Source organism: Streptomyces fradiae ATCC 10745 = DSM 40063 (assembly GCF_008704425.1).
In the GTDB taxonomy this organism is placed as follows: domain Bacteria; phylum Actinomycetota; class Actinomycetes; order Streptomycetales; family Streptomycetaceae; genus Streptomyces; species Streptomyces fradiae.
Genome location: NZ_CP023696.1, coordinates 1,731,274 through 1,745,067 on the forward strand (window position 1 = coordinate 1,731,274; position 13,794 = coordinate 1,745,067).

Annotated in this window: 8 protein-coding genes and 1 pseudogene; 6 read left to right on the top strand and 3 right to left on the bottom strand. The window is 75.3% G+C overall.

Translation table 11 applies throughout. The annotated features are described in order from the left end of the window. Positions 1–64: 64 nt before the first annotated feature. Complete coding sequence (locus CP974_RS07630) at positions 65–1,345, bottom strand: extracellular solute-binding protein (protein WP_031130295.1); 1,281 nt, start codon at positions 1,343–1,345, stop codon at positions 65–67. A 340-nt stretch (positions 1,346–1,685) separates the two neighbouring features. Between CP974_RS07630 and CP974_RS07635 the strand changes: the two are divergent. The 3 genes and pseudogenes from CP974_RS07635 to CP974_RS07645 form a co-directional block, all read left to right on the top strand. Continuing rightward, positions 1,686–3,179 (top strand): annotated as a pseudogene (locus tag CP974_RS07635) (glycoside hydrolase family 13 protein); the annotation flags it as partial. A gap of 502 nt (positions 3,180–3,681) precedes the next feature. Beyond that, positions 3,682–4,752 (top strand): LacI family DNA-binding transcriptional regulator, encoded by a 1,071-nt coding sequence (locus CP974_RS07640; RefSeq protein WP_031133153.1) that lies wholly within the window; start codon positions 3,682–3,684, stop codon positions 4,750–4,752. A gap of 36 nt (positions 4,753–4,788) precedes the next feature. After that, positions 4,789–5,802, top strand: a complete 1,014-nt coding sequence (locus CP974_RS07645; protein WP_085921307.1) for a phosphatase PAP2 family protein — start codon at positions 4,789–4,791, stop codon at positions 5,800–5,802. A 187-nt stretch (positions 5,803–5,989) separates the two neighbouring features. On the opposite strand, the gene CP974_RS07650 is transcribed toward CP974_RS07645, so the two are convergent. Both CP974_RS07650 and glnA2 read right to left on the bottom strand, forming a co-directional pair. Further along, the gene (locus CP974_RS07650; protein ID WP_031136843.1) at positions 5,990–8,977 is read right to left on the bottom strand and encodes a bifunctional [glutamine synthetase] adenylyltransferase/[glutamine synthetase]-adenylyl-L-tyrosine phosphorylase; all 2,988 of its coding nucleotides are present in this window, start codon (positions 8,975–8,977) and stop codon (positions 5,990–5,992) included. A gap of 360 nt (positions 8,978–9,337) precedes the next feature. Next, complete coding sequence (gene glnA2, locus CP974_RS07660) at positions 9,338–10,699, bottom strand: gamma-glutamylpolyamine synthetase GlnA2 (RefSeq protein WP_031137031.1); 1,362 nt, start codon at positions 10,697–10,699, stop codon at positions 9,338–9,340. A 183-nt stretch (positions 10,700–10,882) separates the two neighbouring features. Here glnA2 and CP974_RS30670 point away from each other — a divergent pair, with 183 nt between their 5' ends. From CP974_RS30670 to CP974_RS07680, 3 genes are all read left to right on the top strand, one after another. Continuing rightward, the gene (locus tag CP974_RS30670) at positions 10,883–12,190 is read left to right on the top strand and encodes a PP2C family protein-serine/threonine phosphatase (RefSeq protein WP_150485782.1); all 1,308 of its coding nucleotides are present in this window, start codon (positions 10,883–10,885) and stop codon (positions 12,188–12,190) included. 214 nt (positions 12,191–12,404) lie between these two features. Next, a complete protein-coding gene (locus CP974_RS07675) occupies positions 12,405–12,959 on the top strand; it encodes a hypothetical protein (RefSeq protein WP_031136413.1) in 555 nt (184 codons plus the stop codon). A 95-nt stretch (positions 12,960–13,054) separates the two neighbouring features. After that, entirely contained in the window at positions 13,055–13,711 is a 657-nt protein-coding gene (locus tag CP974_RS07680; protein WP_031136415.1) for a thioredoxin-like domain-containing protein, read from the top strand. Positions 13,712–13,794: the final 83 nt, after the last annotated feature.

A 13,794-nucleotide genomic window follows, 5' to 3' on the forward strand; every position in this document is an offset into this window, starting at 1 on the left:
TGCGTACGGGTCCGGCCCGGACCGGCCGCCGCGCCTTCGCGGTGCCGGTCCGGGCCGAAGGGGCTCAGTCGACCGAGTACTCCTTGAGGGAGTTGATGTTGGTCTTCCACTTCTCGGCGGTGGCGTCGAGGCCCTTCTCGACGGTGGTGTTGCCCTTGAGGGTCTCGATGTACTGCTTGGTCCACTCGGTGAACATGTCGCTCACGCCGGCGACGGCGGGGCGGGCGGTGGAGTCGGCCAGCACGTTCTTGAAGGCGGCGCGGATCGGGTCGGCGACGACCTTGACGGTGTAGGCGTCGTCACGGGTCGGCAGGACGCCGGTCTCGATGGCGGCGGACTCCTGCGAGGCGGCGGAGGTCATGAACGCCACGAACTTCTGGGCGGCTTCCTTGCGGGCGGCGTCGGCGCCGTTGTAGACGACGAGGTTGTGGCCGCCCGTGGGCGTGCCGGCCTTGCCGGCGGAGCCGGACGGGACCGGGGCGACGCCCAGGTTGTCCTTGTTCTTGAACGCCTTGCCGGTGAGGTCGTCGGCCGTGGACCACGGGCCGTTGATCACCATGGCGACCTTGCCGTCCTTGAAGGCGGCCTGCATGTTGTTGTAGCCGTCGGTGAAGTCCGGCTTGACGGCGACACCGCTCTTGATCATGTCGACGACGGTCTGGACGCCCTTCTGGCCGGCCGCGTCGTTGACGGTGATCTTCTTGGTGTCGGTGTCCACCATCGTGCCGCCCTCGCCGTACAGGAACGGCAGGGCGAAGTAGCTGTCCGGGTTGAGGTAGATGCCGTCGACGCCGGTCTTCGTCTTGATGGCCTTGGCGGCGGTGGTCAGCTCGGCCCAGGTCTTCGGCGGCTGGACGCCGGCCTTCGTGAAGAGCTCCTTGTTGTAGAGGAGCGCGAGGGCGTCGGTGACCTGCGGGACGCCGTACAGCTTGCCGTTGACCTTCGCGCCCTCGACGAGGCCCTTGTTGAAGGCGTCGAGCTCCTTGACGGCGGGGGTGCCGTCGAGGGGGGCGAGGTACTGGTTCTCGGCGAGGCCGGCGGTCCAGCCGACGTCGGCGCGCAGCACCTCGGGGGCGTTGCCGGCCTGGGCGGCGGTCTTGTACTTCTGCTCCGCCTCGGCGAAGGGGACGTTCTGGTACTTGACCTTGACGTCCTTGTTGGCCGCCTCGAACTTGGCGATCAGCTTCTTGTAGGTCGGAGCCTCGTTCGTGGCGTCCGAGGTGTCCCACCACGTGATGGTGACCGGGCCCCCGGTCGACGCCTTGTCCTCACTACCGCCGCCGCAGGCCGTCGCCGCGAGGGCCAGGCTCGCGACCAGCGCGGTGGCCGCTATGCCACGCCGCATGTGAACTCCTTCAACTGATCCCGGGAAAGACCGAGGCGGAAGATCTTGCGATGACTTGCCACCTGCCGACCGCTCCTTCGCGGCGCGCCGGGTTGCCAGGAACGTAACAGGGATGAAAACGAGCCGAAAGAGCTTGCGGCAACTTTCTGCAAGGAGGGGGGATCGTTACATCCGCGTGTCCCTACGGTTGCCGTCGCATCGCTTGACACACCAGGCACAGCCGCTCCACGGACGCTTCCGCGCGCCCCCCGAGACGACCTTGCGGCACGGCGGCGCGCTCTGCAAGCCTTTTCACGCCGCTTGCAGAAGGTCGTGTTCCGGACGGGAGGCCGCACCGCCCATGGCCCACGAGCTGACCACCCCGGCCCCGGCACCGCGGGGCCCGCGCCCCGCTCCGCCCGACCGCCCCGGATGGTGGCGGGACGCGGTCATCTACCAGGTGTACGTCCGCTCGTTCGCCGACGCGGACGGCGACGGCATAGGCGACCTGCGGGGCGCGCGCGAACGGCTGCCGCACGTGGCCCGGCTGGGGGCCGACGCGGTGTGGCTGACCCCGTTCTACGCCTCCCCGCAGGCGGACGGCGGCTACGACGTGTCGGACCACCGGGCCGTCGACCCCGTCTTCGGGGACCTGGCCGACGCCGACGCGCTCGTGCGGACCGCCCACGAGCTGGGCCTGCGCGTGATCCTGGACGTGGTGCCCAACCACACCTCGGACCGGCACCCGTGGTTCCAGGCCGCCCTGGCGGGCACCGGGCGCGACCGGTACCACTTCCGTCCCGGCAGGGGCCCGGACGGCTCGCTGCCGCCCAACGACTGGGAGTCCGTCTTCGGCGGCCCCGCCTGGACGCGGGTCGCGGACGGCTCCTGGTACCTGCACCTCTTCGCGCCCGAGCAGCCCGACCTGAACTGGGAGCACGAGGAGGTGCGGGCCGACTTCGCGTCCGTGCTGCGGTTCTGGCTGGATCTGGGCGTCGACGGGTTCCGGTTCGACGTGGCGCACGGGATGGTCAAGGCGCCCGGCCTGCCCGACGTCGGCCACCGCGAGCAGGCCCGGCTGATCGGCGCGCAGGAGCTGCCCTTCTTCGACCAGGACGGCGTCCACGAGATCCACCGCGAGTGGCGCCGCCTCCTCGACGCGTACGCTGCGGGGCCGGAGGGGCCGACGGGGCCGGGCGGCGGCGCGGAGCGCGTCGGGGTCGCCGAGGCGTGGGCCCCGACGCCGGAGCGGCTCGCCCTGTACGTGCGCCGCGACGAGCTGCACCAGGCGTTCAACTTCCACTACCTGCGGTGCCCCTGGGACGCGGCGGCGCTGCGCCGGGTGATCGACGAGTCGCTGCGGGCCACCGGGACGGTGGGCGCCCCGGCGACGTGGGTGCTGTCCAACCACGACGTGGTCCGGCACGCCACCCGGCTGGGCGGGGTGCGGCAGGCGCGGGCGGCGGCGCTGCTGATGCTGGCGCTGCCCGGCTCGGTCTACCTGTACCAGGGGGAGGAGCTGGGGCTGCCGGAGGTCGCGGACCTGCCGGACGGGGCGCGCCGGGACCCGGCGTTCCACCGCGGCGACGGCCAGGACGGACTGCGGGACGGCTGCCGGGTGCCGATCCCGTGGACGCGGGAGGGCACGTCGTACGGGTTCGGGCCGGGCGGGAGCTGGCTGCCGCAGCCCGCGGGGTGGGGCGGCCTGTCCGTGGAGGCCCAGACCGGCGACCCGGACTCGGTGCTGGAGCTGTACCGGGCGGCCCTGGCCCTGCGGCGGGCCCACCCGGCGCTGGGCGCGGGTCACGGGGTGGAGTGGCTGCCCGCGCCGCCCGGGGTGCTGGCCTTCCGGCGGACACCGGAGGCCGGCGGTGGGGCGCCGGGCCGGGCGGTGGACGGCGGGGCGGTGGGGGGCGCCCCGGCGGGTTCCGTGGTGGGCCGCTCGGCGGGCGGCGGCCCGGCGGGGAGCCGCGCGGCGGAGGGCCCGGCCGTGGAGGGCCCGGCGGGGAGCCCGGCCGTGGAGGGCCCGGCGGGGAGCAGCGCGGCGGAGGGCCCGGCCGTGGCGGGCCCGGCGGCGGGGGGTGCGGCGGAGGGCGGCCGGGCCCCGCTGGGCGGCGCGGGGGGCGCGGGGGGCGCGGGGGCCTTGGGGGGCACGGGCGGCGCCGTGGTGTGCGTCGCCAACACCACCGGCCGCGCGGTCCGGATGCCCCGCCCCGGCGGGCCCGGCGGGCGGCTGCTGCTGGCCGGCCACACCGGCGAAGACCCCGCCCCCGAGGGCCCGGACGGCACCGTCGCCATCGCCCCGCACTCCTGCTCCTGGTGGGCAATCTGACGTGCGCCCGGTACAGTCCCACCACATGACCGCGCGGCTCGCCGACATCGCAGCCCAGGCGGGTGTCAGCGAAGCCACAGTCAGCCGCGTGCTCAACGGCAAGCCCGGCGTGGCCGCCACCACCCGCCAGTCCGTGCTGGCCGCGCTCGACGTGCTCGGCTACGAGCGTCCCGTACGGCTCCGCCAGCGCAGCGCCGGGCTCGTCGGGCTCATCACGCCCGAGCTGGACAACCCGATCTTCCCGGCGCTCGCCCAGGTCATCGGCCAGGCCCTGACCCGCCAGGGGTACACCCCGGTGCTGGCCACGCAGACGCCCGGCGGCTCCACCGAGGACGAGCTGACCGAGATGCTGGTCGAGCGCGGCGTCTCCGGCATCATCTTCGTCTCCGGCCTGCACGCCGACACGACCGCCGACACCCAGCGGTACGACCAGCTCCGCGGCAAGGGCGTGCCGTTCGTCCTGATCAACGGCTTCTCGCCGCGCGTCCAGGCGCCGTTCGTCTCCCCCGACGACCGGGCGGCGATGAAGCTCGCCGTCACCCACCTCGCCTCGCTCGGGCACACCCGGATCGGCCTCGCGGTCGGCCCGAAGCGGTTCGTGCCCGTGCAGCGGAAGATCGAGGGCTTCCACGCCGGGATGCGGGAGCGGCTCGGCCTCTCCCCCGAGCAGACCGAGGAGCTGATCCAGCACTCGCTGTACACGCTCGAGGGCGGCCAGGCCGCGGCGGGCGCGCTGATCGAGCGGGGCTGCTCGGCGATCGTGTGCGCCAGCGACATGATGGCGCTCGGCGCGATCCGCGCCGCCCGGCAGCGGGGCCTGGCCGTACCGCGCGACGTGTCGGTCGTCGGCTTCGACGACTCCCCGCTCATAGCCTTCACCGACCCCCCGCTGACGACGATCCGCCAGCCGGTCCAGGCCATGGGCCAGGCGGCGGTGCGGGCGCTGCTGGAGGAGATCGGCGGCACACCGACCCCGCACAGCGAGTTCGTCTTCATGCCGGAGCTCGTCGTACGCGGCTCGACGGCCTCCGGGCCCCAGGGGCAGCGGTCCTCCGAAAGGCGGACCAACGGCGGCGAGAATCCGATTGAAGGATGATCGAACAGCAGCACCTTTCTGGCAGACTCTCCGCTCATGGGTGACAGGATTCTGACCACGCCGGAGGGCCTGCCGGCACCACGCCAGGCCACGTGGCACCGGCTGCGGACCCCGCGCCATCCGCGCATCTGGTTCGAGATCCTGCTCATCGCCGTCAGTTACGGCGTGTACTCGCTCATCCGCAACGCGGTACCGGAGCAGAAGGCGCAGGCCCTGCGCAACGCCGACTGGATCTGGCGCGCCGAGCACAGCCTGGGGCTCGCGTTCGAGAAGACCGTCAACCACGCGGCGGACTCCGTGGGCTGGCTCATCGTGTCGATGAACTACTACTACGCGACGCTGCACTTCGTCGTCACCATCGGTGTGCTGGTGTGGCTCTACCGCCGGCACCCCGGCCGCTACGCGGCGGTCCGGATGATCCTCTTCCTCACCACCGCCGTCGCCCTGCTCGGCTACTACCTGTACCCGCTGGCTCCGCCCCGGCTGATGGAGAGCGAGGACTTCATCGACACGGTGCTGGTCCACCAGACCTGGGGCTCGATGGCGTCAGGCGACCTGAAGCACGTGTCGAACCAGTACGCCGCGATGCCGTCCATGCACATCGGCTGGTCGCTGTGGTGCGGCTTGGCCATCTTCGTACTGGCCAAGGCGCCCTGGGCGCGCGTCCTGGGCCTGCTGTACCCGGCGGCCACGCTGGTCGTGATCGTGGCGACCGCCAACCACTTCTGGCTGGACGCGGTGGGCGGCGTCGTCTGCCTGGGCTTCGGCACGGCCGTGGTGTGCGCCTGGTACGGCGCGCTGCCGCACCGGCTGCCCCGGTACGCGCACGGCGGCGCGCCCGGCACGAGGCGGGACGGGGCGGACGGCACGGGGTCGAGCCCGGGGGCCTCCGCGGGCACGGCCGGTGCGGCTACGGCCGGTGCCGGAGCGGGCGGTACGGGGGCCGGTGCCGGGGTGGGCGGTGCCGTTCCGGCGCCCGCCGCCGAGCCCGCGCTGGCCTCGGAGCACCCCGGCGACCCGGCGGCCCCGGTCGCGGCGCCCGTCTCCTGAGCCCCGCGCACCGACCCGGCCGGGTGCCCGGCGCCGACCGGGTGGCGGGCGGCGGTCCCGGCAGCGGCGTGCGGGCCCCGGCCCCCGGCGCGGGCGGGCGGCGCCCCCGCGAGGACGGCCGGGCCCGGTACGGGCGCGCGGCGCCCCGCCGGGCGCGCCCCGCGCGGGGCGGCGACCCGTGCGGCCCTCACGCCCCGTAGAACAGCTGCTCCACCACGGCGCGGGCGCGGCGCGTGGTACGCCGGTAGTCGTCCACCATCTCCCCCGCGTGACCGGGCCCGTACCCCAGGTAGCGGCCGACGGCGGCCAGTTCGCGCGCGTCGGCCGGGAACGTGTCCCCGGCCCGGCCCCGTACGAGCATCACGCCGTTGCGGACGCGGCTGGCCAGCACCCACGCCTCGTCCAGGATCCGCGCGTCCTGCTCCCCGATCAGCCCCGCGTCCCGCGCGGCGGCGAGCGCCTCGCGCGTCCGGGTGGTGCGCAGGCCCGGCACCTCGTGGGCGTGGCGCAGCTGCAGGAGCTGCACCGTCCACTCGACGTCCGACAGGCCGCCCCGGCCCAGCTTGGTGTGGAGGGTCGGGTCGGCGCCGCGCGGGAGCCGCTCGTTCTCCATGCGGGCCTTGAGGCGGCGGATCTCCCGCACGGCGGCCTCGTCGAGGCCCTTCGCCGGGTACCGCAGCCGGTCGGCCAGCTCGATGAACCGGCGGCCCAGGTCGGGGTCGCCCGCCATCGGCGCGGCGCGCAGCAGGGCCTGGCTCTCCCAGCCCAGCGACCAGCGCCGGTAGTACGCCTCGTACGACTTGAGGGTGCGCACCAGGGGCCCGCTGCGGCCCTCGGGGCGCAGGTCGGCGTCGATGGGCAGCGGCGGATCGGTGGTCGGCAGCTGGAGCAGGCGGCGCATCTCGGCGACGACCCGGTTGGCGGCGCGGGCCGCCTCCTCCTCGCCGACGCCGTCCCGCGGCTCGTGGACGAACAGGACGTCCGCGTCGGAGCCGTACCCCTGCTCGCGTCCGCCGAAGCGGCCCATGCCGATGACGGCGAACCGGGTGGGGAGGGTGTCGCCCCACTCGGCGCGCACGGCCGCGCGCAGGGCGCCCGCGATCGTCGCCGCGTTGAGGTCGGTGACCGCCCGGCCCACCTGGTCCACGAGCGCGCCCGCGTCGGGGTGGGCGGGCGCCTCCTCCGTGCCGTACGAGGCGACGATGTCGGCCGCCGCCGTGCGGAACAGCTCCCGGCGGCGGACCCCGCGCGCCGCGGCGACGGCCTGCTCCGGGGTGTCGGCCCGGCCCACCGCGGCGAGGACCTCCGGCTCCAGGTGGTCGCGCCCGCGCGGCTCCAGTCCCTCGGGGGCGCCCAGTATGGCGACCGCCTCGGGGGCGCGCAGCAGCAGGTCGGGGGCGAGGCGGCCGGCGGACAGCACGCGGGCCAGGTTCTCGGCGGCGGCGCCCTCGTCGCGCAGCAGCCGCAGGTACCAGGGGGTCGTGCCGAGCGCGTCGGACACCTTGCGGAAGCCGAGCAGTCCGGCGTCCGGGTCGGCGGAGTCCGCGAACCAGCCGAGCAGCACCGGCAGGAGGGTGCGCTGGATGGCGGCCTTGCGGCTCACCCCGGAGGCCAGGGCCTCCAGGTGGCGCAGGGCCGCCGCCGGGTCGGCGTAGCCGAGCGCTTCGAGCCGCTGCCCGGCCGCCTCGGGGCTGAGCCGGATCTCGCCGGGGGCGAGCTGGGCGACGGCGTCGAGCAGCGGCCGGTAGAACAGCTTCTCGTGCAGGCGCCGCACGACGGACGCGTGCCGCTTCCACTCCCGGTTCAGCTCGGCGACCGGGTCGGCGCGCAGGCCGAGCGACCGGCCGAGGCGCCGCAGGTCCTCCTCGGCCTCCGGCACCAGGTGGGTGCGGCGCAGCCGGTGGAGCTGGATGCGGTGCTCCATGGTGCGCAGGAACCGGTAGGCCGCGTCGAGCTGGGCGGCGTCGGACCGGCCGACGTACCCGCCGGCGGCGAGGGAGGCCAGGGCGGAGAGGGTGGTGCCGCTGCGCAGCGTGCCGTCGCTGCGGCCGTGCACGAGCTGGAGGAGCTGGACGGCGAACTCCACGTCCCGCAGGCCGCCCGGCCCCAGCTTCAGCTCCCGGTCGAGATGGGCGCGCGGGATGTTGTCGACGACGCGGCGGCGCATCTCCTGCACGTCGGTGACGAAGTTGTCCCGCTCGGCGGCCTGCCACACCAGCGGGGCGAGCGCGTCGACGTAGGCGGCGCCGAGCTCCGGGTCGCCCGCGACGGGGCGTGCCTTGAGGAGGGCCTGGAACTCCCAGGTCTTCGCCCAGCGCTGGTAGTAGGCGACATGGCTGGAGAGGGTCCGTACGAGGGGGCCGTTGCGGCCCTCGGGGCGGAGGTTGGCGTCGACGGGCCAGATGGTGCCCTCGACGGTGGTCTCGGAGCAGATCCGCATCATGTGCGAGGCCAGGCGGGTGGCGGCCTGGAGGGCGTCGTGCTCGCCGGCGCCGTCGGCGGCCTCCGCCACGAAGATCACGTCCACGTCGGAGACGTAGTTCAGCTCGTGGCCGCCGCACTTGCCCATCGCGATCACCGCGAGCCGGCAGCGCGCCGCGTCCTCGGGGGCGGCGGCCCCCGCGAGGCCGAGCGCGGCGCGGAGGGTGGCCGTGGCGAGGTCGGCCAGCTCGGCGGCGGCCTGCGCGACGTCGGTGGTGCCGCACACGTCGCGGGCGGCGATGGACAGCAGGCAGCGGCGGTAGGCGACCCGCAGGGACACCGGGTCGCCGGCGTCGGCGAGGTCCCGCTCGAAGTCCGCGACGCCGGGGTGGAGGTCGGCCGCCTCGTACGTGACGAGGGCCCGCCAGTCCAGCGGGTGCCGCGCGAGGTGGTCGGCGAGCGCCTCGGACGCGCCCAGCACGCCCAGCAGCCGGTCGCGCAGCGGCTTGGCGGTGACCAGCGTGGACAGCAGCTCCTGCGGCCCGTCGGGCTGCGCCTCCGCGAGCCGCACCAGGCCGCGCAGGGCCAGGTCGGGGTCGGCGGTGGCGCCGAGGGCGTCGAGGAGGACGGGGTGGGAGCGGACCGGGGCCAGGGCGGGGCCGTCGAGGAGCCGCTCGGCGGCGGACGCGTCGGTGAAGCCGTGCCGCAGCAGCCGTGTGAAGGTGCTGCTCCTACGCCCCGGCGCCGTCGTCATGTCGGCCTCTCCCTCCACACGTCCACGCTCGCCCCGAGCCTATCGGCCGCCGCGCCCCGGCACGCGCGGCGGACGGCCGGAAGGCCGGAAGCGCTGCCCGGCCGGGCCCGCGGGCGGGGGGTGCGGCCCGGTCCCGGACGGGGGGTGCGGCCCGGTCCCGGGCGGGGGCGGCCGCGGGCTCGGGCGGGCCGCCGTGGCCGCCGTGGGCCGCGTACGACGCCGCCGCCCCGCCCGTGGCGGGGCGGCCCGCCGACGGCCCGAGGCCCGAGGCCCGAGCGGCCTGCCACCGCTGCCCCGGCCGGGGGGCCGGGGGCCGGGGGCCGGAGTGACGGGCGGCGGCGGGACGGCGCTGACCTGCGCTTACAGCACCGGCAGGTTCTTGCGGAGCTCGTAGGCCGTGACCTCGGAGCGGTACTCCTCCCACTCCTGCTTCTTGTTGCGCAGGAAGAAGTCGAAGACGTGCTCGCCGAGGGTCTCGGCGACCAGTTCGCTGCGCTCCATCAGGGAGATCGCCTCGCCGAGGTTCTGCGGGAGCGGTTCGATGCCCATCGCGCGGCGCTCGCCGTCGGAGAGGGCCCACACGTCGTCGTCGGCGCCGGGGCCCAGCTCGTAGTTCTCCTCGATGCCGCGCAGGCCCGCCGCGAGGAGCAGCGCGTACGCGAGGTAGGGGTTGCAGCCGGCGTCGAGGGAGCGGACCTCGATGCGGGCCGAGCCGGTCTTGCCGGGCTTGTACATGGGGACGCGGATCAGCGCGGAGCGGTTGTTGTGGCCCCAGCAGATGTACGAGGGCGCCTCGCCGCCCGACCCCGCGGTGCGGGACGAGCCGCCCCAGATGCGCTTGTAGGAGTTGACCCACTGGTTGGTGACGGCGGAGATCTCCGCCGCGTGGCGCAGCAGGCCCGCGATGAAGGACCGGCCGACCTTGGAGAGCTGGTACTCGGCGCCGGACTCGTAGAAGGCGTTGCGGTCGCCCTCGAAGAGGGAGAGGTGGGTGTGCATGCCCGAGCCGGGGTACTCCGAGAACGGCTTCGGCATGAACGTGGCCTGCACGCCCTGCTCCAGTGCCACCTGCTTCATGACCAGGCGGAACGTCATGATGTTGTCGGCCGTCGACAGGGCGTCGGCGTAGCGCAGGTCGATCTCCTGCTGGCCGGGGGCGCCCTCGTGGTGGGAGAACTCCACGGAGATGCCCATGAACTCCAGCATCGTGATGGCCTGGCGGCGGAAGTCCATGCCCACGTTCTGCGGGGTGTGGTCGAAGTAGCCGGAGCTGTCGGCGGGGGTCGGGCGCGAGCCGTCGACGGGCTTGTCCTTGAGCAGGAAGAACTCGATCTCGGGGTGGGTGTAGAAGGTGAAGCCGAGGTCGGAGGTCTTCGCGAGGATGCGCTTGAGGACGTAGCGCGGGTCGGCGAAGGACGGGGACCCGTCGGGCATGAGGATGTCGCAGAACATCCGGGCCGTGCCGGGCGACTCGGCGCGCCACGGCAGGATCTGGAAGGTGGCCGGGTCCGGCTTGGCGATCATGTCGGACTCGTAGACGCGGGCGAAGCCCTCGATGGCGGAGCCGTCGAAGCCGATGCCCTCGTCGAACGCCTGCTCAAGTTCGGCGGGGGCGACGGCGACCGACTTGAGGAAGCCGAGCACGTCGGTGAACCACAGGCGCACGAAGCGGATGTCGCGCTCCTCGAGGGTTCGGAGCACAAATTCCTGCTGCTTGTCCATTTCCACACCCATCCTCGCTGATCACGGCCAGCATGCCACCACTCGGTTTCGTGCGCGTTGCCAACCCATAGTGCCCGGCCCGGTGTGATGCGCGTAACGCGAAGCGGGGGCGGGCGCCCCGGCCGGGCGCGGGCGGCGGTGCCGGGCGGGCGGGCGGCGGGCGGGGCGCGCAGACTGAAAGCCATGGACCGCGTCCCGAGGGAACTGCCCGGCGCCCGGGCCCCCCACTGGCTGCGGGCGCTGCCCTGGGCGCTGCTGGTGGTCGTGGAGACCGCGCAGTTCCTGACCCCCGAGACGGTGCAGCTCGGTTTCGTGTTCGCCGTGCTGCCGATGCTGGCGTCGCTGGCGTACGGGATGGCCGGGACGCTGCTGGTGTCCACGGCGATCATGCTGCTGCTGGCCCTGCCCGAGGCGCGGGCCGAGCACATCAGCTCCGGCGACCTGCTGGCGCTCGGGCTGATCGGCGCGGTGAGCACCCTGCTGGCCTGGGTGCGCGGGCGGCGCAACGCCCAGCTGGTGACGGTCCGGACGGTCGCGGAGGCCGCCCAGTACGCGGTGCTCCCGCCGCTGCCGCCGCGCGTGGGACCGGTGCGGTGCGGGGCGCTGTACCAGGCGGCGGTGCATACGGCCCTGGTCGGCGGCGACCTGTACGACGTGCAGCCGGGCCCGTACGGCGTGCGGGCGGTCGTGGCGGACGTGAAGGGGCACGGGCTCGGGGCCGTCTCGACGGTGGCGGCGCTGCTCGGGGCGTTCCGCGAGGCGGTGCTGGACGAGCCGGAGCTGGCGGGGGTGGCCGCGCGGATGGACCGGCGGCTCGTGGTCGACGCGGCCCGGCGGGAGGACGAGGAGCTGTTCGCGACCGCGCTGCTGCTGGAGTTCCCGACGCGCGGCGGGGGCGGACGGGGCGCCGGGGAGGGGGCGGAGGCGTTGGCGGGGACGGGCGGGGGGCCGGGCGGGGCTGGGGCGGAGGCGTTGGCGGGGACGGGCGGGGGGCCGGGCGGGGCGGGGGCGGAGGCGGGCAGGGGTGCGGAGGCGGGCGGGGCGGATGTGGTCGGGGGGCCGGGCGGGGCTGGGGCTGGGGCGGAGGCGGGTGGGCCGGGGGGTGGCGGGCCGCGCCCCGACGGGGGCCCGCCGGTCGAGGCGCGCCTGCTGAGCTGCGGGCATCCCCCTCCCTTCGTCGTGGGGCGGGCCGGGGCGCGGGAGGTCGCGATGGAGTCGGGGCCGCCGCTCGGACTCGGGTTGACGCGGTCCGCGGCGCCCGAACCGCTGACCGTCGCGCTGGAGCCGTCGTGCGTGCTGCTCGCGTACACGGACGGGGTGACGGAGGCGCGGGACGCGAGCGGTCGGTTCTACCCCCTGGGGGAGCGCGTCCGCCCGGAGCGCGAACCCGTGGCGCTGGTGAGGGCCGTGTGGCGGGACCTCTCGGCGTACACGGGCGAGATCGCCGACGACGTGGCCCTGCTCGCCCTGCGGGTCGACCCCGGCGAGTGACCGCCCTCGGGGCGGCTCGTGACGGGTGGGTGGAGCGGGGCGGTGGGTGGACCGGCGACGGGTGGGTGGTCCGGCGGGGGGTGGGGCTGGCGGGTGTCCGGCGGGGGGCGGTGGGAGACCGGTGGCGGCAGAGAGCCGGGCGGGGCGGAGGCGGGCGGGATGGAGGGGGCGGGGGGTGGCAGGGGGGCGGGGGCGGCGGATTACCATCACGCCCATGGAGGGCCTGCGGTTCACACGCGTCACGCGCCCCGCGCGCTTCGTGCGTCCCATGGCCCTGGTGAGCGCCGTGGTGGCGCTCCTCGCCGCGCTGCATCTCTGCTCCGGCCCCGTCGGGCACCCGTCGGCGTCCCCGGCGCACCACGCGCTGGGCGGCTCCGCGGCCTCCGCCGCCGGGCACGCCCCGGAGCACGCGCGGGCCCGGCCGGCGGCGGTCGTCCCCGCGTACGGACCGGCGGCCGCCTCGGCCTCCGGCCAGGTACACGGACCGGGGTACGGGACCACGGCGTCGGGACCGGTTCCGGCCGGTCCGGCGGCCGCCGGCCCCGCGGCGGTGCCCGTGGACCGGTACTCCTGCCCGTACGACGACGCCGAGTGCGACCTGGTGCCGCCGCTGGAGCCGGCGGTGCTGACCGCCACGCCGCCGGACCCGCCTCCCGCCGGCGACGGGCCCGTCCCGCTCGGCCCCGTGCCGGGCGCGGTCCGGCCGGACGGCGTACGGCCCGTGCCGCGCGCCCCCGACCTGCACGTCCTTCAGGTGCTGCGGACCTGACGGGCCCCTCCGGAACGCCCGCCGTGCCGGTTCGGTGCCCCGCAGGTCTCCCGCGCTCCCCTTCGGGGGCGCTCGCACAGAAGGATCGATTCACCATGTCCGCACACCGTTCCGCCTCCGCCGACCGCCGTGCCCGGGTCGAGCAGATGCGCAAGGCCGAACAGGCCCGCGAGCGCCGCGCCCGCGTCCTCACGCTGACCGTGAGCGCCGCCGTGGTCGCCGGTCTCGTGGGCTTCGGCGCGTACGTCCTCAACGAGGAGTCGGAGGAGAGGCAGCGCGAGGAGGCCGCGGCGAAGGCCCCGGTCAGGGACGAGAAGTCCTGGGACGCGAAGGAGCTGGGCCGCGACCACGTCACGCAGACCGTGGCGTACCCGATGAAGCCGCCGGTCGGCGGCGACCACCACCAGGCGTGGATGGACTGCGACGGCGCCGTCTACAAGGAGCCCGTCCCCGAGGTGAACGCCGTCCACTCGCTGGAGCACGGCGCGGTGTGGGTGACGTACAACGCCAAGGCGCCGAAGGACGCGGTCGAGACGCTGGAGAAGAAGGTCGCCCGGACGCCGTACACGATGATGAGCCCGGTCGGGGAGCAGACCGGCGCGATCATGCTGACGGCGTGGGGCAAGCAGGTCACCGTCGACAGCGCCGACGACCCGCGTGTGAACCAGTTCCTCGCCAAGTACGTGCAGGGCCCCCAGACGCCCGAGCCGGGGGCGGCGTGCACGGGCGGCCTGAACGGCACCGGGAAGTGACCCCCCGTACGGGGCCGGGGCCGGCCGCCGGGCGGGAGCCCGAGTCCGGGGCCGAGGTCGAGTCCGGGGCCGGGGCCGAGTCC

Coding starts and splice junctions, on each gene's coding strand:
- CP974_RS07675 (WP_031136413.1), top strand. CDS start 12,405: ATGGAGGGCCTGCGGTTCACACGCGTCACGCGCCCCGCGCGCTTCGTG.
- CP974_RS07640 (WP_031133153.1), top strand. CDS start 3,682: ATGACCGCGCGGCTCGCCGACATCGCAGCCCAGGCGGGTGTCAGCGAA.
- CP974_RS07680 (WP_031136415.1), top strand. CDS start 13,055: ATGTCCGCACACCGTTCCGCCTCCGCCGACCGCCGTGCCCGGGTCGAG.
- glnA2 (WP_031137031.1), bottom strand. CDS start 10,699: ATGGACAAGCAGCAGGAATTTGTGCTCCGAACCCTCGAGGAGCGCGAC.
- CP974_RS07630 (WP_031130295.1), bottom strand. CDS start 1,345: ATGCGGCGTGGCATAGCGGCCACCGCGCTGGTCGCGAGCCTGGCCCTC.
- CP974_RS07650 (WP_031136843.1), bottom strand. CDS start 8,977: ATGACGACGGCGCCGGGGCGTAGGAGCAGCACCTTCACACGGCTGCTG.
- CP974_RS30670 (WP_150485782.1), top strand. CDS start 10,883: ATGGACCGCGTCCCGAGGGAACTGCCCGGCGCCCGGGCCCCCCACTGG.
- CP974_RS07645 (WP_085921307.1), top strand. CDS start 4,789: ATGGGTGACAGGATTCTGACCACGCCGGAGGGCCTGCCGGCACCACGC.